Below are 25793 nucleotides of genomic sequence, written 5' to 3'. Positions count from 1 at the left end.
AAGTGCCTCCCCCGGGCCCTCAAAAAGCAAAAAAACGTTTTTTTAGTTCTTAGTTGTTTTTTAAATAAAGATTGAATTTAAATAAAAATAAAGAGAAAATGTTTTTTATTGTTTATAATATAATTAAAATTTATCATAAAGTTTAATTTTTACTCAAAGGTTTTTATTATGGTTAATAATATCTCTTCACTCCTTTCTCCACCTACTGGAGAATTTTTGCACCATGTAGACTCTTGGGCTATTTCTAAGATACCTGACGAAGTATGGATAGAAATCTTTTCTTACTTACCTGTTAAAGATTTAGCATTTAGCCGGCAAGTGTCCAGACAATGGAGGCAATTAGCCTCCGATCCCTTATTATGGCATCCCTTGGTTCTTAAAAAATTTCTTTTTTTGCCGCCTTTGTCCCATGGTAAATATACGCATTCCATGTATGGGAACCAAGCTGCTTATCACGTAAATGTAGAAGGTAAGCGTTTTGTGAAATTTATCGAATTTGATGATGTAGAAGGGAGTGGAAAAGCGGTATTTTCTCCTGATAGCCAATGGATTGTAAGTAGCGCTAAGGACAATACCGCTCATGTATGGAATGCTTTTAATGGAAAGCGCCACCAAATCCTTGAGGGTCATACAGGTCTTATTACCAGTATAACTTTTTCTGAGGATGGAAATTGGCTAGCTACTACTTCTGCTGACTGTACAGCTCGCTTATGGAAACTGGAATCAAACAAGTGGCTATGTAAATCTTCCTTGAAGGGTCACCTTAAAGAAGTTTGCAGCGCAGCTTTCTTTTTTCGGTTGCAGGATGATCATGGCTGGTTAGTGGCTACAGGATCGTTGGATTGTGATATCCGCCTATGGGATATGAATACGGGAAAATATCTCACCACTTTTATGGGTAGAGTTAGGACTCCTGTTAAGAAGATAGGTTTTTTGCCTAACGGTGATAATTCGATGGTTGTCATGGAGCCGGGCGTAAATAGGGCTTATTTTTGGAGTCTGGACACATCATCCGCGGCAGTTACGCGGCATTATGCAGCATGCGGTCATGACTCCTCATTTAACTTTATTGGCCCCTTTGCTTTATCTCCTGATAAAAAAACAGGGGCTTTTTTGTTGGAGCTTGGTCAGCTTGGCATATGCGAACTTGACGAACTTGAGGAAAACCAGAGAATCTTAACAATTCCACCCAAGCCGATCCTCTGCCTAGCATATTCTCCGGATGGAGAATCACTTGCCATAAGCTTTGCGGAAGAACCTTCGCAAAAACCTGGCTTTGATGTTTATCACTTACCTACCGACAAGGTGTATAAATATGAGGCGGAAGAGATAGGGGAAAGTTTTAATAAAATAGCTTATTCTCCAGATGGACGGTGGATAGTCGCTGGCAATTCTGAATGGTGCGCTCTCTGGAGGGGTAACAGGGAGAGGATAGGGCGGAAGGAGACCCCTCTCTATTTTATATCTCTGCCTTGTAATGACAATTTAAATTTTTCTCCTAACGGACGGCAGTTACTGATTGGTAATACAGTGATTGATTTCTTTGATATTGAAGGAGAATTAATTGCTAATGGCGCAGTGGAAGAAATAAAAGAAGAAAAAAGGCAAGCAACGCCTGAGATTTCAATGGAAGAAACTACCCACTTAGAGTCTAAGAAAAGAAAGTCGAGGAGTGATAAAAGCCCGAAAGAGGAAAAAGAGATTTCCTATCCAGCAGAATCTTCTCCATCATCTACGTTAAAAAGAAGAAAAAAAGAAGAATAGCATGCTACTTCGATAGGCTTTTGTTGTTGCGCAATCATGTATTTAAAAAGCCATACTTATTAACTAGCAAGGATAGCTGTGAGAGATTGGCTTTTTTTAAAGGATAGACAAAGTTTTCCAAAGTACCTAGCATTGAAAAATTATTAACCTTTATTAACTATAGCTTTAAAACTCCTATTTTTTAATTTTCTAGAGAGTTGCATTTAATAGTTGCTCTCACAGCCTCCGCGCTTATCGTTTTGTTGCAAAAAAAGTAAGCATGGCTTCTTACCCCAGCAAGGTTTATCATGGAAAAGTATTTTAAAATGGCGAGCTGTTTTCCCTTACAATTTTTTCAAGAGCTTTTATCCATATAGTTTCATCATTAAGCCCTTGAACAATATCTAAGCGTTCCCCTCCCATTTTCTTAAATTCTTCCGCATATTCCACACCAATTTCAAAGGTTGTTTCTAGGCAATCACACACAAATGAGGGACAAAATACCAAAATTTTCTTTTTATTTTGCCTTGCAAGCTGCTTGATCACATGAGGGGTAAAAGGTTCTAACCATGGATCTTTGCCTAGGCGTGACTGAAAGGCTAAGCTAGTCTTTTCAGTAGGCAGATGGAGTTGTTTTATGATTGCATGGGCCGTAAGATGACATTGGGCCGAGTAACAATCAGCATTTTCTTGGCAAGCCTGTTGGCAGCAGCTTTGCGACTTTAAACAGTAATTATTTTTATCAGCTTTTATCACTTGCCTCTGAGGAAGCCCATGAAAACTGAATAAGAAATGATCGTATTCTTCCAAGTTATTCTTAAGAGCAACATGGCAAAAGGCCTGGATGACAGCAGGGTGGTCAGCAAAGGAGTTAATAAATGTAATTTTAGGTAAAGATATCTGGTTTTTCAAAATTTCCATGCACTTTTGATAAACCGATCCCGTAGAGGCTGAAGCATATTGAGGAAATAGAGGGAGGATAATCAGTTGTTTAATTCCTTTGTTTAAAAGCAGCAAAAGTCCTTTTTCTAAGGAAGGATTTCGATAGCGCATCGCCAGCTCTACATAAAATTTATTACCTAAAGCTTTTTGTAAGGCATCTCTTACTCTTTTTCCATATACCATCAAAGGTGATCCCTCAGCTGTCCAAATATTTTGATAGGATTTAGCCGATTGTTTGTAGCGTGCAGGAATGATGAGGCCTCTTACAAGTAGCTGCCGTTTTAGCCACGGAAGGTCTATCACCCTCTCATCGGTTAGAAATTCAACCAAATATTTATATACATCTTTGGGTTGAGGAGAATCAGGGGTACCTAAATTGACAAGAAGGATGCCGATAGGGGAATGATACATATTTATCCTTGATAGGTTTTGCCAGGCTTGAGCACGATAAAGTCTTCTTCAGCAAGGCGATAAAATTTTAAGGCCAATTTAAGCTGTTTCTCCGGATCATCAATGGCTTCATCGGAAAGCCGAAAGGTTCCAAAATGTATAGCCATACTTTTTTTAGAGGCTAAATCTATATGCGCTTTGACGGCATCAGAAGGAGACATATGAAAAGGCTCCATAAACCAACGGGGTTTATAGGCTCCAATAGGCAATAAAGAAATCCGAGGAGAGCCAAATCTAGCTTTAATTTTCTCAAAAACCTGGGCATAGCCTGTATCCCCTGCAAAATAAATCCACTCTAGATTTTTCCTTATGATAAAGCCTCCCCAGAGCGTCTTATTTTTATTAAAGGGATTTCGCATGCTAAAATGTCTAGCAGGGGTAAAGATAATCTCGAGGCTGTTTGCTTCGATTGTTTCCCACCAATCAAGTTCATAGATCTCTTTCAAGCCTTTTTTCTTGAGATAATTCTTATTACCTAGTCCGGTGATAAATTTAGGATGATGCTGGGCTTGTATTCGGCGCAGAGTAGGTATATCCATGTGATCGTAGTGATTATGACTTAGAAGCACGAGATGAATGGGAGGTAAATCTTCAAAGCGTATACCCGGTGAGTGCGCTCTTTTAGGTCCTACCCACGAGAATGGACTGCAACGTTTAGACCAAATTGGATCGGTAAGTATATTGATATTTCCCCACTGAATCAGTATAGTAGCATGATTAACAAAGGTAAGCTGAAGCTGATCATCATTGAGCTGGGTAAGAGGTTTGGCAAGCTGGTCTAAAGGAATGCTTTCGGGCCATCTTCTAGGCTTACTTTTCCACATCCAGTGAATAAAATCTTTAAAAGAGCGCTGAGTGGGAGGGTTATTGTGATAAATACAGCCATCATAATGATCAGAAAGGCGGTGTTTGCTTAGATAAGCTTTATAGATAAGTTTCCAACGTAGCGAGTTATCTTTTCTTTCGAAAGCATAAGCATAAATTTCTTGGGGAGATAAACGGCTAAAATGAATAATTTCTGCATCGGTAAGTCGATAAATAATAGCATCGGCAGCGTTTTTATTTAAGGCTAGCTGTCGCAACTTTTTAAGGGCTACTTTAAATTGGTACTGCCGAAAACATAAACGTATTAAAGCATATAGAATCGAGCTTATAATGGATAATTGCCCTAATTTAAAAAGATAGAAGAAAGTTTTACTTTCCTGTTCAAGGGCTACGATATCTAAAGCAACCACTAAAACAAGAAGAAAAACAAAAATTAGGCTTTCGCGGGAGGTTTGAATGATGGGCCCAAAAAACCTTCTAAAGCGTGATGGGGCAGAGCGGTAAGCTAAAATTTCTTCGAAGATAGGCTCTTCGAACATCATCCGCCCTACGTGCGACAATTCATGAGCTATTAATTCCTTACGGGTATAAAATTTCCCATAATGGGTAGAATTTTGTAAATTCTTTCTTAGCTGCAGAAGAGGATGAGCCGGATCATCATCTTTCTGTTGAAAAATCCATGCGCATCCGCCATGCCAGGGAAATAATTTGTAATTACTAAAGAAAAGAGGCACCCACGTAGGAAATATATCATAGAGCTTCTGTATTTCTTGGCACCCTTCTTTTAAAATATCGGCGGAAAAGCAAGATTCTTCTACCGTAAAGGGGAATTCTTGAGGCAGCCCGTGGGTAATCTGGCTGTTTAAATTCAAGCAGTAGGTTACCCTCTTAGCAAAGGATTGATCACTTTCAGCAGGCCCGGGAATTAAGCCTTCAAAATTACTTTCCATCAGATCTTTATTAGAAGAATTTGCCATTGTCATCTTACAAAATTTAATTTAATCGACGATAAAAAGAAAAGTTAGCGCACTGTAATAGCTCCCGATCTCCCTGGCTGTCACCATAAGCATACAAAATATAGTTTTTCGTAGGCCCTTCTTCCTCTATTAAACGGCGAACCTTTTCTGCTCCTCGGCAATTTAACCCTTGTAAGCATCCTGTGAGATAACCTTGAGGTGAAAAAGCTACACGCGAAGCAATGATATTATCAAAGCCTACCGCTTGCCCCCAGGGTTTTAAGTAAATATCGAGATTAGCACTTATTAAAACACAACGATGTCCTTGATTTTTATGCCAACGGATTCTATCTATAGCCTGAGGACGAAGGAGTGTAGGTAAAAATTCTTTAGCATATCTCTCGGCATACATCTTCATCTCCCGGCGTCCTTTTCCCTTTAAAAAACGAGTAAGCAAAGCTTCTTTAAGCTGTTGACGAGAGAGATATCCTAAAAGATATTGGAAAAAATGAAAGCTTTCTAAACAAAGGTTTTTCCTTTTAAGCGTCGAACCGACTACAAAATTTAAAAAGGGTAAAAAAGAATCGCGGTATGTTAAAGTTCCGTCGAAGTCGAAGGCTGCGATGATAGAAGGGGAAGGATTTGCCATACAATTGGGATCTGCTATAAAATGCGGGGATTGCAAAAATTTTATTCGCTATTTGCTCTTTTCTAATTATGATCTAACAAGAGATTTTGATGAAACATGTTTTAATTACTGGCGCTGCTGGCTTCATAGGCTTTCACTTGGCTAAAGCGTTGAAAAAGCGCGGAGATCATGTTATTGGTGTAGATAATTTTAATGATTATTATGACCCCTTGCTCAAAAGAGCACGGGCTAAGGAGGTAGAAAAACAGGGGATTGCTTTGCTTGAAGGGGACATCACTGATGCTAACTTTTTATACGAGCTAATTGCCCACCATCAAATTAGCCATCTTGTTCATTTAGCGGCACAAGCAGGAGTGCGTTACTCTTTAGAGAATCCTCAAGCTTATGTGAAGGCAAACATTGAAGGCTTCCTAAATGTTTTAGAAACTTGCCGTCAATTTCCAGGCCTTCAATTAGTATATGCTTCCTCTTCTTCAGTTTATGGATTAAACCAAAAGATACCCTTCTCTATAGAGGATCGAACGGATCATCAGGCTAGCCTATATGGGGTAACAAAAAAAGCTAACGAACTCATGGCTTCTACTTATTACCATTTATATCAAATCCCTATTACAGGATTACGCTTTTTTACTGTATATGGCCCTTGGGGGCGCCCCGATATGGCTTACTTCCAATTCACTAAGTCTATCCTTGAGGGAAAACCTATCCACATTTTTAACCATGGCAAGATGAGAAGAGACTTTACCTATATAGATGATATTGTACAAGGTATTGAATCTTCGATAGATCGGAAGGGCAAAAATGAAATTTTTAATCTAGGTAATCATCAGCCGGTAGATCTTTTAAAAATGGTAGAAATCATTGAGGAAAGTATAGGCAAAAAAGCTGAAAAGATATTTGTACCTATGCAGCCTGGGGATGTCTTAGAAACTTATGCTGATATACAGGTGAGCCAACAGATATTAGGATTTTTGCCTAAAACCACGCTTGAGGAAGGAATTCCTCAGTTCGTGAAATGGTATCTAAATTATTGGGCCACAAAAACGGCTTAGAAGCAGTAAGGTAAGTAAATAAATTATATTAAACTATCTATTGAGGCAACTTAAGAGAAGATGCAAGATGAACAGCATGTTTTTCTTTTCAAATATCTTTTAAACAAATAATATGCGTATTTTAAGAAATTAGCTTGGTTTATTTATGAGAATTTTTTTGACCCTCTGCCTTTTATTAACTGCTCTAGCTGCTTGTAAAGGTCCTCAACGCTCGCAAGCTCAGTCACCTATAAGTAAAGATTATAGTTCAGATGCTTTTACGCGAGCAGCCATACGTCAAGCAACCCGTTTAGCCCATCAGCATCGCTGGTATTTAGATGATGCCTGGGCTTATTATAACAGCACCGACAGTGTTCATCGCCTTTGCTTAAATTTTCGTACCCAAAATATTTTAGAGCTCTACCAAGCACGAGCTCAACTCGTGGATGTGGTAGAAGAGCTTTTACAGAATCTAAAATCCAATCCTCAAACTTCTTCTCGTCTAGCGCCTAATTTTTCTGCTGGAAATCTTTTGATTCGTGTGGACTTCCAAAGTTTTTGGGGAATATACGGAGATCCAAAATATGTAGGTTGGATGGCACTTGAAAATGGGATGGTTTATTATTATGACTTCGATGTTAAAGATAAACAGAATGATCAGTGGTGCAATCGTATAGAAACTTATAATAAAAGCAAAGAAATTGCTCTTATAGAGAAAGAAGCCGAGAAAGAGTACAAAGATAGCCTCCCTGCTCCTAAGCGCGTTTTTGAATACCTCAATGAATAGGATCAAATTCTCATTTATTCATGAATAGGGGCATGCTTTTTAAAAACAGAAGCAACCTTATTGATGCCGTTTTAAAAGATGGAAATAATTTGTGTGAGCGCACCTAAATTACCGGAACAGTCGTTAGAGTTAATTTCCCATAACTTTCAAAATATTTATGCAGCTGCGCATTCTAATCAAGAAATTATTAATCTAGTACCTTCTTTATGGGGAAATAAGCTTTACTGTCCTTCTGCAGGCTGGAGAGGTAGGATTCTTCGCTTGATCTATTTTTTTGCCAACATTTTAGTGGGTAATGCTTTTTTTGAAAAAAGGCTTGGTGCGTCTATAAGAGCTACTCATACCATTTATCAAGAGCTTGAAAAATTTCGCTACCGCCTCCTTGATAGCACTTATCAAGAGTATTTAAAGGCTCGCTTTGCGAATAGCAAAAACCATGTTGATCTTTCTTTAGTCAATAATGCAAGAGAGCAAATCCAGCTATTTTACCAAGCTACTTATCCTTTAATAAAATTGGTGCGTTCAGAAAAAAGCCAGAAATTAAATACCTTTCTGCAGGCTAATTTTTCTGAGATTTATGATAAAAAAGGTAAGCCTTTTTATGATAAATTTTCTTTTAAATCTTTAAAAAGATATGTGAAAATTATTGCATTAGAAGGAATGACGGCAGGAGAGCTGCCTTTTCACATTTTTCAAAAGGTAATTTGCAAAGAGCCAAGCCCGCAACTTGCAGCCGAAGAGCAAAAATCGCTGTTAAAATTTATAAAGAGAATCCATCAAGCAAAAGTACAGGGAAAATTTGGGATTGAATTGTTTCATGGGGGCCTGAAAAGTCTTATCCTCAGCCTTCCTCATTATCAAAAGGAAAATATAGGAGCTGACTTAGTTTTATTAGAGAAGACTTTAATTAAAGAAGGTTGCTTTCTTTTAGAAAGGTTTGATTTAAAGCATGTGCAATGGCGTGAAGAGCTGCAGCAAGGCTGTAAGCTTATCAAAGCTAATCAACCTTTTTATTTTATGGATAAGAAAAACCAGGAACATTTATTTGAGCTAGGAGGCTCCCTTAATGGCCATGAGACCACTCAATTACCTAATCTTTATAAAGTTTTCGAAATCTTTAAACCCCATACTTCTCAAAAATATGAAAAAGTTCTTTTTGTAGTAGGTCCCAATAGGCTATGTTTCGAATATAGCAAGCTTTTAAGGTCGGAAGAATTTTTCTGGGCTCTTGCCACTCCCAAATTTAAGTATATAGATCCTAAAGGAAGATATGCAATCATAGAAAATCTTGCTACTTCTTTAGAAAACATTGTCTGGCATACCCATAGGAAAAGCAAGTTGTCGAGGATAAATAGAGCATATGCAGAACCTTTGCGTTTGCTCATTCGTTTTTTCGTAGAAGAAAAAAATACTCCTCGCTATCTGAATGTCGAATATTTTAAATTCGATGCAAAAGGAAGATTAAAATCCACTAAGGATTGCATTCCTTCTGGGTATTTAGATTCAATAGGATTAGAAGAAATAGCCTTTATAGCTGCCCAAGGAAACCTTCCTGTTTATCAGCATATCATTGAGCCCTTACTTCAAGCTAGCCAAAATAGAAAGGTTTTAATCTTTTTTCGTCAATCTATACGCACTATTTTTAGCAAATGTCCTGTCCCTATCGAAAGCTTAGCAAGAAAATATGGTTTAAAGGATAAACGAGTAAAAACAAGAGCACGCGAACTCCAGCAAAAAGCTCTAAGTTTAAAGGAAGATTGCTTTCAAGCCGTTTATCACCATTTTGAGCATGAGGGCATCGATAAATCCAGACTTTTAAAGAGTATAAAAAAATCTTTGCTAGCTTTATATAAAAATCACAAAACTTTTGGCAGGTTATGGCCTATTGTTACCTCGGCCCTATTGATAGAAACAGTGGAATTAGAGCCCCAAAAATTTTGTGAGAAAAACTGCAGCTAATCTTAAAATCTTTTTAACTATTAAGAGTTTCTATTTTCATAATCTTATCCAAAAAGCTAAGGAAGGCTTTAATCATGCTTTTCTTTTTACTGGATATGCTCACTTAGGGATAATGGAATAAGAGAGGTAACTTGCCTACGAGCTAAAGATATTTTTCGGGAAATTTTATAATACGCTTTTGAGCAACTCTTTATGTAGTCATACACTTAATAAAAAGCTTGTGTTTAGGGAGAGAGTCGGCTTGGAAAAGGTGAATTTTTTTTGGCTATGCAGAGGTAGTTTCTTTAGAAGGTATAATTTCTTAGACAGAGAACTGCCGGCGACAGACATTGCAAGGCCGCCCAAGATAAGAAATAAGATGGCTGAGTATCAAATTAAATAAACATATCCTGCTACTCAATTACTCAATCCTTAGCTACCATTCATCTTAATTTTAAAAGCCTAGGAGGACTTTAGGGCCACAAACGTTCCGTGACGACCTGTAATCTTCTCACGACGATAAGAAAAATAATCTTCCGGATGAGAAAAGTTACTTATTTGTGCAATCTGGATATGATGCTCTAAGACGCCTGCTTGCAAAAGTTGGTTTTTAGCAATCGTCCATAGATCAAAATAGCATGGACTTATTTGAAACTCCCAAAAGGGGGGAGGCAATTCCTGACGATAATGAATAAATTCAGCATCGTAAGGTCCTAAGCTAGGAGAAATACAGACGTGTAAATTATCGGGAAAAGATCCATAATGGTGCTTCATAAAATTTACAGTTTTGCCATAAATATTTTGTACATTTCCTTTCCAACCCGCATGGACATTGGCGATAGCTTGTTGGACAGGATCGTAAAAAATTGTAGCTTGGCAATCTGCATGGGTAATCATCAACACTGTATCATGCAATACCGTTGATAAAGCGTCACAGGTAGGCCTTAAACCCTTATTTTTATGAGTAATTTCTACAATTTTATCGGCGTGTTCCAATTGGCAATCGTAAAGGTTTTTAAAAGCAAAAATCTTTTTTACTTTTTCGCGATTAAGCTTAACCTTGTTATTCTCAAGGGGGTTTTGCAAGCTAAAGCCCATATTTAAGCTTGCAAACGAATCTGCACTATATCCCCCATGGCGTAAAAGAACGCCATGAGTAAGATTTTTAAAAGGTGCTAAAAGTTCAAATTCAAGCCATGATATTCCATTGCATTCGCGACGTTGCATATGTAGAAAGCCTTTGGTTACCCGCTATATTTACATCACTAGCGCTTCTATTTCAAGATATCTGCAAAAAAACTTAAGGAGGAGAAAAAAATTAAAAAATATTATGAGCCAAAAAATCATACGACTAAAAAAATCTTAAAAATTTTTGCTTAAAAAGCAAATTTTAAGATGATCTCTGGAAATAAATGATTTATACTTATAAAATTCCTATTCTTTACCTTGTTTAAGGCTTAACTTCTTATGACTTTATTATCTCAGCTAAATGAAGAACAACTTGGGGCAGTGAATGCTATCGAAGGCCCTATTCTGGTATTAGCAGGAGCAGGCTCGGGAAAAACACGGGTTGTTACTTCGCGTATAGCGTCTTTAATTGAAATGGGAGTCCCAACTTCTCAAATCCTAGGTCTAACTTTTACTAATAAAGCTGCTGAAGAAATGCGCGAGCGTATTCGCATCTTAGTAGGAAGGCAAGCTCCTCTTCTATGTACTTTTCATAGTTTAGGAGCCAGAATTTTACGTGAATCTATTCAAGCTTTAGGATATGAGCGTGATTTTACCATTTATGATGAAGAAGACATCCATAAAGTGCTTCAAGCCTGTTTAGCAGAATTGGAAATCAAAGATAAAAAGATGGATACTAAGACCTTTCGAGGAATGATTTCAAAAGCTAAAAATGCTTTGCAAAAGCCTGAAGATATTAAAGTCAGTTATATGTCTTCACCGGCCGAGGAATATCTTGCTCGTGTTTATTCTCTCTATCAAACTAAGTTAAAACATTACAACGCCGTAGATTTTGATGATCTTCTTTTTTTGGTAGTAAGGCTTTTTCAAGAACATCCTGATAAGCGTGAACAGTACCAGGAGCGATGGACATTTTTATCTATTGATGAGTATCAAGATACCAATGAAGCTCAATATAAAATTTTAAATTATTTAGTGCAAAAGCATGGTAATTTATTTGTAGTAGGGGACCCGGATCAATCTATCTATTCCTGGCGGGGAGCCAATATTAATAATATTTTAAATTTTGAAAAAGATTATCCTGGCGCTCAGATTTTTCGCCTACAACAAAACTATCGTAGTCATAGCAATATTTTAGAAGCGGCGAATGCTGTAATTGCTCATAACGCCAATCGCTATGAAAAACAGCTGTGGAGTGATTTAGGTAAAGGAGAAAAAATAAAGTTTTATGCTAGCGATACTGAGCGTGATGAAGCGGATTTTGTAGCCGATAAAATTCGCCAGCATCGTGAGCAAGGCATTCCCTATAATGAAATAGTAGTGTTTTATCGCACCAATAATCAATCACGGGCTTTTGAAGATTATTTTCTATATCGCCAGATCCCTTACGTAATTGTAGGGGGGCTATCTTTTTATCAAAGACGCGAAATTAAAGATATTTTATCTTTCCTGCGTATGGTTTATTCAGGGACCGATTACATCTCCTTTTTAAGGAGCCTCAATATACCTCGCCGAGGAATAGGAGCAGCTACTTTAGAAAAAATTCGCCTGGCAGCCTCGAAAGAGCAATTGTCAATTTTAGCTTATTGCGAAGCTATTGCTGAAGATAAAGTTTTACAGCATCCTATTAAGCTAGCTACTAAGCAAAAGGAAGCTTTAAAGCAATATTTAGGGATTATCCATCGTTTGCGAGAAGTGGCTAAATCAGCTTCCTTACAAGAATTAGTGCGGGCTGCCATAGATGAGACCGACTATCTTCAATTTTTAGCTGAGGATCCTGAGTCCTTTGAAGATCGTAAAGGGAATTTAGATGCTTTAATTACCAAAGCAATTGAATGGGAACAAACCGCTGTCGACGCGACTTTAAGGGCTTTCCTAGAAGAGCTTACCTTAAAGTCTAGCCTAGACGAGGCTGATACCAAGAAAGATCGCGTAAGCTTAATGACCATTCACAATGGAAAAGGATTGGAATTTAAAGTCGTTTTTTTAGTGGGAATAGAAGAGGATTTATTTCCCCATGTTAATTCTAAAGATAAGCTTGAGGCTTTAGAAGAAGAAAGACGACTTTTTTATGTAGGAATGACGCGTGCCAAAGAATGTTTATATTTAACGCATTCCCAATATAGATATATGTGGGGCATGGCCCGGCACCAGCTCCCTAGTCGTTTTATGCGTGAGGTGCCCAGAGAATACTTAGAACGTATTCATCAATCGCCACTTCCAACTTTTAGACCTAAAGACTATCCGGAAGAAAAGCGCGAACCAAGCATAAATGAAGGCGCGGATCAGCCGTTTGATCACTATGAAGTAGGAGCTGCTATCTTTCATCAAGAGTTTGGGATAGGGATCATCCGTGAGGTTTATCAAAGTTCTCTAGGGCTTACCTACAAAATCTTTTTTTCTAAAGATAATCGCGAAAGAAGCATTGTTGCTAAATATGCTAAGCTTAAAAAATTATGATCAACTTGATTAATTCAAAAAGTTTTTCCTTACTTTGAGGCTATAAAAATTATCAATATACTTCTAAAATTATCTTTTTTAAGTCTTTTTTAGCTGATGATTTCATTGACTCTCTCGCTTAAAGGTTTTAAACAGCTTATTTAAGGTACAAAAAAGGTGTTTTTGTTAAATGGACTTTGTCTCGATTAGAATGAGGCTTCTCTTTCCTCATTTTCTTCTCCCGTAAGCAAATAATCGGGTGAAATTATCTTTTTATGAGCTAGGTAAGAGGAAATATTGATCAAATAATTTTGAGCTTGCTGAAGCTTTTGTTGGCTAAATAGAGAATAATCGCACTGCTGAAGATCTAATAACTGAATTTGAAAATGAGCTGTCGTTCGCTTGATTTCATCATCTGCTTCTTGAAAGTCGCTTGATGCAAAATAGCCATTGAGCACATTCCATAGCTGCAAAGCAAGTAGGGAAACAGAATCAACAGAAAGAGGAGTCAAAACCTTCTTTCACCTGGAAGGAAATTTTCTGTAGAAAGGGTATGATTAGCTTGAGGTAAATAATTTACCTCGGGCTTTAGCACTTTCTTCTCGTGGCTAGAATTCAATTTTTTTGCCAAAGAAACTGCTTGAGATTTTTGCCCTTCTACTGCTTGTCGTTGCGTTTGATTACTTTTTAAAGATTTAAGGATAAAAACTATATTTTTCTCCTTGCAGTAGTAGATATCATGATCGCTCTCATAGAATAGTGTGAGGAGCGAAGTATTGCTTTCTAGGGCTTTAGCTAAAGCGCTAATGCCTTCATTGCCTATCTCATTGCCTTCAAGGAGTAGTAAAGTGAGCGAATTATTGGTTTCAAGGGCTTTAGCTAAAGAGTTAGCGCCCTCCTTGCCTATCTCATTATATTCAAGACGTAGTGAAATGAGCGAAGTATTCTTTTCTAGGGCTTTAGCTAAAGCGCTAGCCCCTTCATTGCCTATAATATTGAAACTAAGATTTAGTTTAGTGAGCGAAGTATTCTTTTCTAGGGCTTTAGCTAAAGAGCTAGCGCCCTCCTTGCCTATCTTATTAGAACTAAGGTTTAACTTAGTGAGCGAAGTATTGCTTTCTAGGGCTTTAGCTAAAGCGCTAATGCCTTCATTGCCTATCTCATTGCCTTCAAGGAGTAGTAAAGTGAGCGAATTATTGGTTTCAAGGGCTTTAGCTAAAGAGTTAGCGCCCTCCTTGCCTATCTCATTATATTCAAGACGTAGTGAAATGAGCGAAGTATTCTTTTCTAGGGCTTTAGCTAAAGCGCTAGCCCCTTCATTGCCTATAATATTGAAACTAAGATTTAGTTTAGTGAGCGAAGTATTCTTTTCTAGGGCTTTAGCTAAAGAGCTAGCACCTTCCTTCCTTATCTGATCGCCTGAAAGGCGTATTTTAGTAAGCGAAGTATTAGTTTTTAGGGCTTTGCTTAAAGCGCTAGCACCTTCATAGCCTATCTCATTCTCTGAAAGGTCTAGTTCAGTAAGCGAAGTATTGCTTTCTAGGGCTTTAGCTAAAGCGCTAATGCCTTCATTGCCTATCTCATTATATTCAAGACGTAGTGAAATGAGCGAAGTATTCTTTTCTAGGGCTTTAGCTAAAGCGCTAGCCCCTTCATTGCCTATCTCATTGTCTCCAAGACGTAGTGAAGTGAGCGAATTATTGGTTTCAAGGGCTTTAGCTAAAGAGCTAGCGCCCTCCTTGCCTATCTTATTAGAACTAAGGTTTAACTTAGTGAGCGAAATATTGGTTTCGAGGACTTTCCCTAAAGCGCTAGCACCTTCCTTCCTTATCTGATCGCCTGAAAGGCGTATTTTAGTAAGCGAAGTATTAGTTTTTAGGGCTTTAGCTAAAGCGATACTGCCTTCATTATCTATTGCCCCTCCTTTAAGACTTAGGTGCACTAGGGATTTATTTATTTTAAGCCCATCTAGTAAAGCCTTAAGCTCCTCGTATAGTAGTCTTTGTCTTTTAGAACACCATTTATTAAGAGAATTATTAAGTAGGCCTTGAAGCTGCTCCATGACTTGAGAAGAGAAATTTTCTAAGTTATAGCGAATAAGTAAAGGCTGCTGGAAGATAAGCTCAGCATAAGGCAAAGAAGAAAGATCACAGCCAGCCAAAGTTATCCGCTTGAGATTGGGACAGCTTTTAACTAAAGCTTGAATTTGCTTTGCCGAAAGGCGTAAGCATCCTTCTAGCTCAAGTTCCTCCAAAAGAGGGGCGTCTAACTGTAGCGAGGTCAAAGCTTGATTATTTTTTAAAATAAGAAAACGTAGCTTAGGGGCTTTTAAGCTAAGCTTATAAAAATGAGGGCAGCTAGAGAGGTTAAGATGAGTTAAACAAGATAATTCGGGGAAAGAAAAAGACTTTAAAGAGGAGCAATGGCTAGCATCTAGCTTATTAAGGGCAGCAGAAGCTACGATTAGGTGTTTTAATAGGGCCTCCGTTAAAGATTGGCAGTGATTTAAGGATAAAGTTTCAAAAGAGCAGGAGGCCATGGCTTTTAGTAGAGCAAGTTCTTGCTTTTGCTGAGAAATATCTATAAAGGCAAGGGCATTTTCACGCAAGTCGTCAGTCAAAAGCTCGTGAAAAGGTGCAATATTTCCTTTTTGTATGGATGCAGCAACGGCACGGAGATAGCTAGGATGGCTTTGACTCATTAAAGTCTGCAGCTCTTTTAATGCTTCTTTAGGGATATAGCGTTCTTCATGCTTAACGAGATCTTTAGTAGGCATATTACTGGATTTTAAAAGCGAGTGACTGGTACTTGAGGTTACTAAGCCATACAGGCTTTTTTCGTAAAATTGCCCGGGCCCTTTTAAAAAACGGCTATAGATGGGGACGCTGGTATCTTGTAAAAGATGCTCGTAATATTTTCCTAAAGGAGGGTCTAAGCGGATTAAAAGCTCTAAAGGAGTCAAATCAAGATTATTATTTAAAGCCCTTTGCAGGCGGGTAAGCTTTTGATAAATTTTGGCTACCGTCCTAGGTGGCAAGAGAATAGAAATTACAGGGTTTTGCTTATGGTAAGCATAGGCAAATTCGCGCTCTTCTTCGGTAAAGAGTTTAGTATAGCGCTGCTGTTGGATGTCCAAGTTTGCTAACCAAGTGCGTAATATTTCTAATGGATCAATTTGCAAAAAGCGTTCTCTCGTTTTAGGATGAAGAGCTTCTTGCATTTGGTTTAAGCAAAATAGGATGCATTTGACTTGCAACTTTCCTTCTGTTGAAAAAGAAGGAATCAAAGCGTGATCATTATCGACACAAACTAGCTGTTCTTTTTGCTCACCTTGATGATTGATAAAAGATTGCAATATGTAGTTGTCAGGCTTGCCATCTTCTGGGTTAACTAGCATAGCTAGGAGCATCATATTATGCACACGGTGTAAGTCTAAATTAGCTAACGTATTGCCTGCTTTTAAGGCGTCATCTAAGTTTTGTCCTTCACTTGTTTCCGAAACCAATAGAGGGTAAGCGTTACGACGGGCATTATAGCATTTAAATAGTTCGGTTTCCGGCGTGCCATGTCCAATGAGAACACGGTGTAGACTTCCTACTGCATATTCCCTACCTGCCATCTCAGGGTGAGGTTTAAAATGCAATTTGCGATGTAGATAACTTACTGCTACGACTGCACTGCGTCCATGGGTGCGAGGAAGCTTAATAAAATCTAAGGCTGCATTTAATGGGAGCTGTTGCATGACTAGGAGGTGTAATTTGGCTCGGCCTGAGTCTACTCCTTCCCATTCAAAGCCTTGGCCAGTACGTGGTAGGGTAAATAGTGCAAGAGAGCGCAGGTAAGCAAAGGCTGGCAATTGAGCTTCTAAAAGATGCAAAGCCTTTCCAAGCTCAGAGTTTTGCGCATGCATTTTGGCAAATTCTAAAATTCTAGCCGGATGCGTTTTAACGCCTGCTCCTTTTTTAGCTAGCTCGATAAATACCAATAAGTTGTTATCGGCAATGGCTTTTTCTAAGGGCGTCCTTCCTTGATGAAAGTGATCAGGGTATTCTAAATTTGCTCCCTTGCTAACCAGCTTGGCTAATAAAAAAGAAAAGCGGGTGGGGGCATGGATAGCACGATTAATGAGGGGAAAAAGAGGGGGAGAATGCTGATCATCGACAGCATTAGGGTCAGTATCTTCCTGGGCTAGCAAAAGATCAGCAATGGAAAATACTTGCTTTTCATCTAAGTGAGGTGAATCATAGGAGCGCATCAGTTTATGCAAAGCTGTTTGTCCAGCTTCATCGGCATAGTTAGCTTTAGCTCCTAATTGCAGGGCCAACTTAACTAATGAGGCTTTGCCTAGTTGAATAGCAATTAGCAAAAAATTCTGCTTTTGCATCAAAGAAAGAGGAAGAGAAGGGCAGAAGGAGAGAGCGCTGACTATCTTCAGGGGATCAAGCAAGGTAGGAATAGGGGCTGACCAGTTAAGGGCTGCTAGAAAGTTGCTAGCTTCTTCTTCTAATGGCACCAAAAAGGGGAGAGCATCCGTTGCAGTTAAAGTGGTAGGCTCTAAAAGAGCTTCTACGCTTGTGCGTTGACGATGTAGGGCTAGCAGCGCATCTAAAGGATTAGCATGTCTTTGCATTAATACTTGATAGCAGGCAAAAGCAGTTGGCTCTAAAGCTTGAAAAAGGTCATAGTGATTCACATGATCTTGTTTAAGCTTATCCTGTAGGAGTTGCAATTTTGTAAAAAACGTAGACAATAATCCTTTAGGCAGTGAAAGGGGAATATCTAGCTTTTGATCGGCTGCTTCATCTAGAAAGTCTTCTTGAGTTAAATTTTTTTGATGAATAAGCCTTTGGTACTGCTGGTTTCTTTGGTCTAATTGTTGGATCCATTGTAGCAGAAAATCACGGGGGTTTAAATTCAAAATGAATTCTTTAACTGAATTAGCGATCGGTTGGCTCATGCATCCTTTAAGCAATAAAGGCAGGCATTTTAAATGAATGCCATGTCCTTGTTTTGCTGGAATAATAGCAGGCTCAAAAGCGCGGTCATTATCAATGCAGGCCAGCCTTAAGCTTTCTATCTCTTGATCTTTCCAAATAAGCTCTATAATGTAGTTATCGGCCTTACCATCATTAGGGAGAATAAGAAGGCTAGCGATGACTAGACTGCTAAACGCTTCTTTATCAATTTTTCTTAGTAAAGGAGGGATAAGGCAAAAAAGCTCTCCTATAGACTTTCCTGGAAAAAGCTTAGCGATCCAGCGCAAAGCTAAGGGTAGATCAATTAAAGAGGCTAAAGAAGCTTTTGAAGCTAGCTTAGGATGTAACTTTAACAGGGCTAAAAGCTGCCAAAAATTATTTTCTTCTTTACTTTTCAAATAATCTTCATGAAAAGCACGTAAGCCTTGCTCTTCAGATTTTAGGCTAAACTCTCCCTTAGAAGAAAATTCGTTTAAAAGCTGCTCTTCAGGCAGCTGCTCCATCCAGGTTCTATACGCGCGGAAAAGCGCGTGAGGATTAGAAGGATAAGACTTATGCACTTCTTTTAAAAGAAAGGGCCAGCTTTCAATAACCTCTTCTGCCGTCAGTAAGCGTTCATCGCACAATAAATCAAACATTTCTAAAACGCTAATAAGGTCAGCTAACAAGATAGCTTGAGGGCGTGTACTTTCATTAGCATGCCCAATGGTATAGCCTACCTGTACTGTACGGGCTTCCAGATAAGCAACCTTACATAACTTTTCTTTAAGCTCAGGCTGATCTTTGAAGATTTGCTGAGAGGTTTTGCCCTGCCATAATTGCTGTTTAAAAGCTTTTTTGGCCTCCTGATCCAAAGAGGCTTGCCAGTTGAAGGTTAAGACGTTGGAGATTTTAAGGAAAGAGGTAGGGGCGGCAATTAAAGAGGTGGGAGAAAAAGCTTGAGTTAAAGAAGTAGCCGCATATTCCCAAGCAGGATTTAGATAATCAGAGACCACAGCAGCCGTAGGATTAGCTTTACAGTGTAAGCCTTCTAAAGAAGCGACAGCATGCCTGCCATGGGTATTGGTGCGGTAAGGCAGGCCTAATTCATCGATAGAAAGCATAGCACGCGCTTTGTTTATATCAAGGAGAAGAAAACCCCCGGAATCCCCACAGACTTGGGCTTTCAAGGCTAGCAAAGCTTCTCGCTCTTTTAAGCTAGAAGCCTCAAGGAGCTGAGTTATAAAGTTAGTATAATAGGTCTCTAAGATTTTTAGCTTATCTTTACAGGAGGAGGTTGTAATTGAGGCTATAGTATCTACAATAGCAGCTAAGACTTTATGAAAAGGTTGTAAACGTGGATATGAAGCTACGCTTATCCCTTGTGCTACTATTTCCTTTCTTTGCTCTTCTGTGACTATAAACCAAGGTAGCTTCAGAGTAGGCAAAAGCTTAGCTAGTTTACTTTTTTCCTCGGAAGTATAAAGAGAACTTTCAGCTTGAAGGTAAGCTAGAGTTTCTCCTAACAAATCTTTTTCTCTACCTAAATAGGCTGTCAGGCGCTGCATTAAAAGCTTTTCCTCAGGCGTGCCTTTGGTTGAGAATATAGAGGTATTAAAAGGAGATGAAGAATGACAGTCTTTGCCTTCCTCGATAGCTGGAGAAGCAGATAACACGCTCACACTACCTTCTGTTTTTAGTGGGGGCGCTTGATAAAAAATATGAGGCGCCAGGCCTAAGCTGGGAATTGCTTGCATATAAATTCTCTAAATTTTTGATTGCTTTATAACTACTATTAATACTTAGGTAGAAAAATTTAAAAGGAGTTGGGCTCTAATCTCTTTAGCTCTTGTAAATAGACATCCATCACAACCGTTGTCAGAGCAGCACTTTCCTGCATCGTCTCATCAAAAGCTCCTATGAGTCCTCTTAAGTGATAGACTTCCCTTTCAATTCTTGCCATCTCGCTGCTCACCTGATTTAAAGAAGCATTGCAGTGAATGATGGGCGGGAACAATCATAGTCTATAGGGGAGGAAATTTGGATAATTTTATTCCTTAAAAGAGAGGGGTAAATCACAAATAGTTTTATTAGAAAAACAAACTTAGACTTTTAAATGAGCTTTCTTTATTTCGTCAAGGAAATAGCGCTATATTTTTTTTAGATAAATTCTTTTCTTTTCAACTATATATCTAAACTTAATTTCTTTTTTAAGGTAGCAAGTTAGCCGATAAAATTGTGAAAAGCTAGCATGAGGAAAAGAGGCTTCCCCTAAGATGAAAGAGGGAATTGCTGAATGATTATACTTTTCTTGATTTTATTAAAATATCCTGGCAGGTGGGCTTATTACAAACAATCGAAGTTATAAAATGTAAAAGTCATAAAAAATCCTTCAAACGACTTTTTTAATAGAGCGATTGTCACTCTTTTACTAGTCATTACTCTAAAGGATTAGATATTTAATCTTTAATATGCCAAGCATCTTAAAACTTTTCATAGTCAATTTTTTATAGCTTGCTATATTCCCTGCCAGAGATGTTCTAAGGCTTGCTTTTACGTTACCTAATAATGCTTAAAGCGATAGGATACCAAGTAGGAGTACAGCTCTTCGGTTTAAGCAGCCTTCTTTTTGTGTTTTTATGAGGTACAACTAAAGAAGGTAAAATCCTCGATGGTTAGAAGCTAGCCAAATGCTTATAGCTGACAAAAGTTAAAACTTGAAAATATAAGTAAGCACAACTTTCCAGCAAATCAAAAACACCCCTCTCTTAGATATCTATAGATTTTTTTATCCTGCCAAGAAATTAGGGTTTTTAAACTTAAGAAATTCAGTAGACAAGTTTTTTATAGAAAATATAAAGTGCTTTAACCCTTATAACTTGTACTCATAAAGGAAATAATTATGCAGCATGTGAAATGGATAGTATTTTTAGTGGCTGTCTGTTGGGTTACCTTATTCATAGGCTTTAGATCTAATACTGTTCGATCTTTACTTGTGCTTCCTTCTAAAGAAATTGTAAGAGCTGGTGGATTCAATCATATCTTTCATAGAAGAAATGCTTTCCAAGAAAGCGCTTTAGCTCACAAATTACTAGATGGACTAAGAGGGATTGAAATTGGAGGTTCTGCCCATAATCCTTTCGGATTGAAAACTCTTAATGTCGATTATAGTGATGAGCTTTCTACACCCTTCAAAAGAGCAGAGGAAAAGGCAGCAGGGCATGCTTTGAAAGTCGATATAGTGGCTAGTGGAGATAATCTTCCTTTTAAGGATAATGTGTTTGACTTTGTGATCAATTCTCATGTTATTGAGCATTTTTTTGATCCTATAAAAGCTATCAAGGAATGGCTGCGCGTGGTAAAGCCAGGAGGATATATCTATATGATTATTCCTCATAAAGAGCGGACCTTCGATAAAAATAGACCGCGCACTTCCTTAGAGGAAATTATCTATCGTCATGAACATTTAACTGCTCCTGAAAATGATGATCATCATCATTGGTCAGTTTGGATAACTCAAGATATGCTAGACATATGCAAGCATTATGGCTGGGAGGTAGTAGCTGTCCAAGACATCGATGATAAAGTAGGCAATGGATTTACAGTAGTAGTAAGAAAAGGCGAGGAAATCAGAAACTTATGAAGCGTTTTTTAATTCTCTGTGGGTGGTTCTTCATCTTACAGACTTTAAATGCCGGCTACAAATATGAATTATCCAGTTGTGCAATTTTTATGGAAGATGATCTTCCTTATATGCCTGAATGGATCGAATTTCATAAGCATCAAGGTATCCAACATTTTTATTTATACAATAATGGACCTATCAAGGTATGGAAAACTTATCTAGATAAATATGAAAAGGAAGGCTTTGTTGAGGTAATAGAATGGAATTATGGTAGCCAAAACGTTATCGAATGGAATAGCATTCAAACTCAAGCTTACATGCATTGCTTGAAAAAAATCACCAAGGAATCTAAATGGTGTGCCATCATTGATACCGATGAATTCCTTTTTACACTGCCTTACAAAAATTTGAGAAAAGCTTTAAGGAATTATGAAGAATTTGCTGGCGTGGTAGTCAATTGGGTAATGTATGGAACAAGTAACGTAGACTATATTCCAGAAGGGCAAAAATTGACCGATCTATTGACTTTTAGAGGAGCAGTAGATGGTGATTTGCATGTTAAATCTATTGTTAAGCCTGCCTATGTGGTAGATATCATGGATCCTCATAGCTTTATCTACTCTACCAATAAATTTGCCGTGAATGAAAACAAAGAACTTGTTCATGGAGCTTTTACAGCAAAAAACAGTGTTAACATTTTTAGAATTAATCATTATTGGTGCCGAGATAAAAGCTTTTTAATCAACACTAAGCTTGCTCGCCGGCTAAAGTGGGGCCAACCTATAGAATCTGTGCTAGAGATAGAAAAAGGATATAATCTAGAGCAAGATGACTTAATTAAAAATTTTAATAATTATAATCCCCATGCCTCACTTGAAATTGAAGTTACTGATTGCTAAGGAATTATAAAAGTTAATTTTTAAATTTAAAATTTATAAATTATTCATATCCAAAGGCTTATAAAAAAATGAGATGAATATGGGTTATAACTAAAGAGGATCCAAATAAGGGAAGGCTTTAAAAAATTATTCGCAACAGGAGAAGGAGAAAATAGCGCCACCCGTTGACACGAACATGGCAAGCTGATAAAACAGATGCTTGTCCGGGATGAATACATTGTAAAGTTTAAATAAATTGACTCTATGAAAGCTCCTTTGGTGTCTTTAATTATGCCTATTTGCAGCCATTGCGACTACTTAGAGGCTGCCTTAAACTCTGTAGCTGAACAGACGTATGCTTCTCTGGAGGTTATTCTTCTAGACAGCCATTTTACTCTTCCTTTCTCTTTTATCATTCAAGATTTTATAAAATCTACAAAATATAAATGCATTTACCTTCAAGAAAATTTTCAAACTCTTGCTGAAGCTATCAACAGAGGTTTAGGAATTGCTCAAGGAGATTATTTAACTTTTCTCTCTCCTCAAGACTATTTTGCGCCTAATAGGATAGAAAGGCTGGTAGACAAAGCTATCGCTTCTCAAACGCATTTTATCTTTACGCGCGTAGATCTAGTAGATCAAGATAGCCGGCGACATTGCTTTGATGCTTCTCAAAAAAGAATTTACGAAGAAAAAATGTTTGAAATTATCCACCTTGAACATATTGAAGAAGCTTTTATGACTTTTAATCTTGCCATGACCTATGGCAATATGTTTTTTTCACGTGAACTTCACACACGCTTAGGTGCTTATAGAGATTATAAATATCAAGGCAGTTTGGATTATATTGTTCGCTCTCTTATAAATTATGAGATCAGCTTTTTAAATGAAAATCTTTATTATTACCGTTATATAGAGGAGAAAGTATCCCAGGAGGAGATCGAGCTTAGCCATAAAGAGCGCGAAGAGCTTTATCTCAATTATTTTGTGGGTGTAAGCCGTGTCGCTCCTTTAAATAAAAATGCTCCTTCGCCTTATAATGGATCTAAAGCATTTCTCAAAGCCAAAAATGCGATAAATTTGGGAAGCATTTTGGCTCAGTTTATTTATACTCCTAAAATCGCCAGCTCTGATAGCCCTTCGGTAGATTTCAAAAGCAATTTTTCTCAGTATGTTGGAAAATCTGAAAAGTTTACCCTTATTACCCATGATTTAGCGCCGGGGGGAGGGGGATCTAAGTTAGTTTTAGATCTTGCTACCTCTCTTAAAGGCCAAGGCTACAAAGTTTCTGTCATCTCCATGCGCGAAGGCTCTTTGAAAAATGAATATAAAAAATTAAAGATTCCTCTTTATATAATTCCTGCAGGCTGCTTAAAGTGGGATGAACCTATCGGAAAATGGAAGCGCCTGGGGGCACTCATTTGGGCCACTCTTTATTTAAACCTAAGGGCTTCCTCCACTGTTATTGTTAACAGTGCTGCCAGCTCTGCTCTTGTGCTACCCCTTTTACTGTTTGCTCCTTTTAAAAAGATTTATTGGTATATCCATGAATCTTTTTCTCCTACTATTTATTTTAAAACCAACCTAGCTTTTCACTTATTAAAGAGGGTTAATCATAAAAAAAGATTCAATTTTTGGTTTGGATCGGAAAGCACGAAGAATATTTGGAACAGTATTTTAGATGTTTCAGGAAAAGTGTTATATTGGAGTGGGGTGAAAGAGAGCAGTGTATCTTTAGCTTCTCATAAACCTATCAAAAATCTTCTTTCTATAGGCTTTAGCACTCCTAGGAAAGGTTTTCATTTACTTGTCGATGCCTTTATTGCTTGTATAAAAAAAGAGTTAATACCCCAGGATGTGATTCTGACCCTAGTAGGCTTACCCTCCTCTTTAGATAGCTATAATCAAGACATCATTTTAAAGATTCTTAGTGCTAACCTTCAAGAACGCATTCATCTTATCTCTTGTATCGAGATCCACCAATTGGATTCCTTTTACAAGAAAGCAGACCTATTTGTTCAATCTTCTGCGGTAGAGTGTTTGCCCTTATCTCTTTTACAGGCCATGTCTTTAGGTGTTCCTATTATTTCTACCGATGTGAATGGATGTTCGGAAGCTATTGTGCATAATTATTCCGGCTACTTATGTCGCTCTTTTAGTGCCCAAGCTTTAGAAAAGGCTTTAGTGGAAGCTATTAATCATCCTTTGCGAACACGTCAATTAGCGCTCAATGCCCACAGAACCTTTAATGAGAAATTTTCATTAGAAATGACTATCTCGAAAATTAAAGAAGAACTATCGTTAAAAGATAAATCTTTAATGAACGACCTATAAAATCAATTATTTTAAATGAGCGCCTATGATTGCAATTACGGGCAGTACAGGTTTTATAGGAAATTATCTCTGCAAGTTTCTTCCTCTCCCTCATAAACGCTTTGTTCGTCAATCTATTTCTACCATCCCTTCCCCGCAGCAGTTTATAGGAAATCTAAACAATCCTGTAGATATCAATAATTTTGTCCAACAGGCCGACGTTTTGATCCATTTAGCTTGGGTAAACAATCCATGGACCTCTGATGAAGATATTTTTTCTGATATTTCTCATAATCTTTTATCTTCTCTTACCCTTTTTGAAGCCTATGCCCAAGCTAATCCCCAGGGTCATATTATTTTTGCAAGTAGTGGAGGAAATATGTATCAAAAGAGCTCTTTAGTTTCTCATCAGGAGTCAGATCCTCCCTATCCTTGGAGTAGCTATAGTATTAATAAACTAGCGGTAGAAAATTATTTAGCTTTATTTTGCAGAAAGTATGGAATTCGGGGGACTGTATTGCGGATAAGTAACCCTTATGGTGCTCTTCTTCCTTCTACGCGTACAAATGGGCTCATTGGGGTCATTTTTTCCAAATTAATAGATAATTCCACTTTAAATATTATTGATTCTCTTTATAGCATAAGAGATTACATTCATCTAGATGATCTTTCTCACGCTTTTCATTTAATCATTAAAAATCCTCCTGAAAAAGCTTTGATGCAAGTCTTTAATGTGGGCTCCGGCCAAGGAACTTCTTTAAAAGAAGTTTTAGACACTATAGAAGCAATCTCTAAAAGAAAAATTAAGGTTAACTTGTGCAATAATAGCTGTGAGCCTACTTTTAGCGTTTTATCTCCAAAGCTAATTAGTCAAACTCTTAACTGGCATCCAAAAATAGAGTTAAAAGAAGGCTTAGAGAAAATGTGGGCAAGTATTCATTAATTACAAGCTGACCTGCTTTAAGCTCTGGCATCAATATTTTCCTAGCCAAAAGTGAAATGAAAGGGAATTACAAGTACCTGTATAACAAAAAGTAGCTAAAATTTGAGACTTGGATTTAGCTGCTATAGAGC

Annotated in this window: 16 protein-coding genes; 9 read left to right on the top strand and 7 right to left on the bottom strand. The window is 37.8% G+C overall.

Features of this window, described 5'->3' with window-relative positions:
• Positions 1-168: 168 nt before the first annotated feature.
• Entirely contained in the window at positions 169-1764 is a 1596-nt protein-coding gene (locus NEOC65_RS04245; RefSeq protein WP_213155838.1) for an F-box/WD repeat-containing protein, read from the top strand.
• A gap of 300 nt (positions 1765-2064) precedes the next feature.
• Here NEOC65_RS04245 and hemH read toward each other — a convergent pair whose 3' ends face one another.
• Genes hemH through NEOC65_RS04230 form a run of 3 tightly spaced genes read right to left on the bottom strand, consistent with a single transcriptional unit; the run spans position 2065 to position 5565 of the window.
• A complete protein-coding gene (gene hemH / locus NEOC65_RS04240) occupies positions 2065-3096 on the bottom strand; it encodes a ferrochelatase (protein ID WP_213155837.1) in 1032 nt (343 codons plus the stop codon).
• Positions 3097-3098: 2 nt separating this feature from the next.
• A complete protein-coding gene (locus NEOC65_RS04235; RefSeq protein WP_213155835.1) occupies positions 3099-4937 on the bottom strand; it encodes an MBL fold metallo-hydrolase in 1839 nt (612 codons plus the stop codon).
• 16 nt (positions 4938-4953) lie between these two features.
• A complete protein-coding gene (locus tag NEOC65_RS04230) occupies positions 4954-5565 on the bottom strand; it encodes an HAD-IB family hydrolase (RefSeq protein WP_166155431.1) in 612 nt (203 codons plus the stop codon).
• 89 nt (positions 5566-5654) lie between these two features.
• Between NEOC65_RS04230 and NEOC65_RS04225 the strand changes: the two genes are divergently transcribed.
• The 3 genes from NEOC65_RS04225 (at position 5655) to NEOC65_RS04215 (ending at position 9342) form a co-directional block, all read left to right on the top strand.
• Complete coding sequence (locus tag NEOC65_RS04225; protein ID WP_249299045.1) at positions 5655-6617, top strand: SDR family NAD(P)-dependent oxidoreductase; 963 nt, start codon at positions 5655-5657, stop codon at positions 6615-6617.
• A 145-nt stretch (positions 6618-6762) separates the two neighbouring features.
• Entirely contained in the window at positions 6763-7383 is a 621-nt protein-coding gene (locus NEOC65_RS04220) for a hypothetical protein (RefSeq protein ID WP_213155834.1), read from the top strand.
• Positions 7384-7476: 93 nt separating this feature from the next.
• A complete protein-coding gene (locus NEOC65_RS04215) occupies positions 7477-9342 on the top strand; it encodes a hypothetical protein (RefSeq protein WP_213155833.1) in 1866 nt (621 codons plus the stop codon).
• A gap of 441 nt (positions 9343-9783) precedes the next feature.
• Here the strand turns inward: NEOC65_RS04215 and NEOC65_RS04210 are convergent, their stop codons facing one another.
• Positions 9784-10548 (bottom strand): purine nucleoside phosphorylase YfiH/LACC1 family protein, encoded by a 765-nt coding sequence (locus NEOC65_RS04210; RefSeq protein ID WP_213155832.1) that lies wholly within the window; start codon positions 10546-10548, stop codon positions 9784-9786.
• A 240-nt stretch (positions 10549-10788) separates the two neighbouring features.
• Between NEOC65_RS04210 and NEOC65_RS04205 the strand changes: the two genes are divergently transcribed.
• Positions 10789-12969: an ATP-dependent helicase gene (locus NEOC65_RS04205; RefSeq protein WP_213155830.1), complete on the top strand. Its 2181-nt coding sequence runs from the start codon at positions 10789-10791 to the stop codon at positions 12967-12969.
• A gap of 185 nt (positions 12970-13154) precedes the next feature.
• Here the strand turns inward: NEOC65_RS04205 and NEOC65_RS04200 are convergent, their stop codons facing one another.
• Genes NEOC65_RS04200 through NEOC65_RS04190 form a run of 3 tightly spaced genes read right to left on the bottom strand, consistent with a single transcriptional unit; the run spans position 13155 to position 19866 of the window.
• Complete coding sequence (locus NEOC65_RS04200) at positions 13155-13460, bottom strand: hypothetical protein (protein WP_213155829.1); 306 nt, start codon at positions 13458-13460, stop codon at positions 13155-13157.
• Positions 13457-19660 (bottom strand): hypothetical protein, encoded by a 6204-nt coding sequence (locus NEOC65_RS04195; protein ID WP_213155827.1) that lies wholly within the window; start codon positions 19658-19660, stop codon positions 13457-13459. Before NEOC65_RS04195 ends, NEOC65_RS04200 begins: the two co-directional genes overlap by 4 nt.
• A 59-nt stretch (positions 19661-19719) precedes the next feature.
• Positions 19720-19866, bottom strand: a complete 147-nt coding sequence (locus tag NEOC65_RS04190) for a hypothetical protein (protein WP_213155825.1) — start codon at positions 19864-19866, stop codon at positions 19720-19722.
• Between the two features lie 939 nt (positions 19867-20805).
• Between NEOC65_RS04190 and NEOC65_RS04185 the strand changes: the two genes are divergently transcribed.
• The 4 genes from NEOC65_RS04185 to NEOC65_RS04170 all read left to right on the top strand — a co-directional run bounded on the left by NEOC65_RS04185 (position 20806) and on the right by NEOC65_RS04170 (position 25662).
• Complete coding sequence (locus tag NEOC65_RS04185) at positions 20806-21546, top strand: class I SAM-dependent methyltransferase (protein ID WP_166157531.1); 741 nt, start codon at positions 20806-20808, stop codon at positions 21544-21546.
• Positions 21543-22427 (top strand): glycosyltransferase family 92 protein, encoded by an 885-nt coding sequence (locus tag NEOC65_RS04180; protein ID WP_213155823.1) that lies wholly within the window; start codon positions 21543-21545, stop codon positions 22425-22427. Before NEOC65_RS04185 ends, NEOC65_RS04180 begins: the two co-directional genes overlap by 4 nt.
• A 270-nt stretch (positions 22428-22697) precedes the next feature.
• A complete protein-coding gene (locus tag NEOC65_RS04175; protein ID WP_213155821.1) occupies positions 22698-24740 on the top strand; it encodes a glycosyltransferase in 2043 nt (680 codons plus the stop codon).
• A gap of 25 nt (positions 24741-24765) precedes the next feature.
• Complete coding sequence (locus NEOC65_RS04170) at positions 24766-25662, top strand: NAD-dependent epimerase/dehydratase family protein (RefSeq protein ID WP_213155819.1); 897 nt, start codon at positions 24766-24768, stop codon at positions 25660-25662.
• The last annotated feature ends 131 nt before the right edge of the window (positions 25663-25793 follow it).

Origin of the sequence: Neochlamydia sp. AcF65 (assembly GCF_018342435.1) — a bacterium.
GTDB lineage: Bacteria > Chlamydiota > Chlamydiia > Chlamydiales > Parachlamydiaceae > Neochlamydia.
Note: the sequence above shows the minus strand (reverse complement) of the source record. Positions and strands in the feature narration are given on the sequence as shown.

Excerpts from the sequence above, each read along its gene's own strand:
- NEOC65_RS04185 (WP_166157531.1), top strand. The coding sequence starts at position 20,806 with ATGCAGCATGTGAAATGGATAGTATTTTTAGTGGCTGTCTGTTGGGTT.
- NEOC65_RS04225 (WP_249299045.1), top strand. The coding sequence starts at position 5,655 with ATGAAACATGTTTTAATTACTGGCGCTGCTGGCTTCATAGGCTTTCAC.
- NEOC65_RS04220 (WP_213155834.1), top strand. The coding sequence starts at position 6,763 with ATGAGAATTTTTTTGACCCTCTGCCTTTTATTAACTGCTCTAGCTGCT.
- NEOC65_RS04190 (WP_213155825.1), bottom strand. The coding sequence starts at position 19,866 with ATGGCAAGAATTGAAAGGGAAGTCTATCACTTAAGAGGACTCATAGGA.
- NEOC65_RS04210 (WP_213155832.1), bottom strand. The coding sequence starts at position 10,548 with ATGCAACGTCGCGAATGCAATGGAATATCATGGCTTGAATTTGAACTT.
- NEOC65_RS04195 (WP_213155827.1), bottom strand. The coding sequence starts at position 19,660 with ATGCAAGCAATTCCCAGCTTAGGCCTGGCGCCTCATATTTTTTATCAA.
- NEOC65_RS04205 (WP_213155830.1), top strand. The coding sequence starts at position 10,789 with ATGACTTTATTATCTCAGCTAAATGAAGAACAACTTGGGGCAGTGAAT.
- NEOC65_RS04170 (WP_213155819.1), top strand. The coding sequence starts at position 24,766 with ATGATTGCAATTACGGGCAGTACAGGTTTTATAGGAAATTATCTCTGC.
- NEOC65_RS04235 (WP_213155835.1), bottom strand. The coding sequence starts at position 4,937 with ATGGCAAATTCTTCTAATAAAGATCTGATGGAAAGTAATTTTGAAGGC.
- NEOC65_RS04245 (WP_213155838.1), top strand. The coding sequence starts at position 169 with ATGGTTAATAATATCTCTTCACTCCTTTCTCCACCTACTGGAGAATTT.
- NEOC65_RS04180 (WP_213155823.1), top strand. The coding sequence starts at position 21,543 with ATGAAGCGTTTTTTAATTCTCTGTGGGTGGTTCTTCATCTTACAGACT.
- NEOC65_RS04230 (WP_166155431.1), bottom strand. The coding sequence starts at position 5,565 with ATGGCAAATCCTTCCCCTTCTATCATCGCAGCCTTCGACTTCGACGGA.
- hemH (WP_213155837.1), bottom strand. The coding sequence starts at position 3,096 with ATGTATCATTCCCCTATCGGCATCCTTCTTGTCAATTTAGGTACCCCT.
- NEOC65_RS04175 (WP_213155821.1), top strand. The coding sequence starts at position 22,698 with ATGCCTATTTGCAGCCATTGCGACTACTTAGAGGCTGCCTTAAACTCT.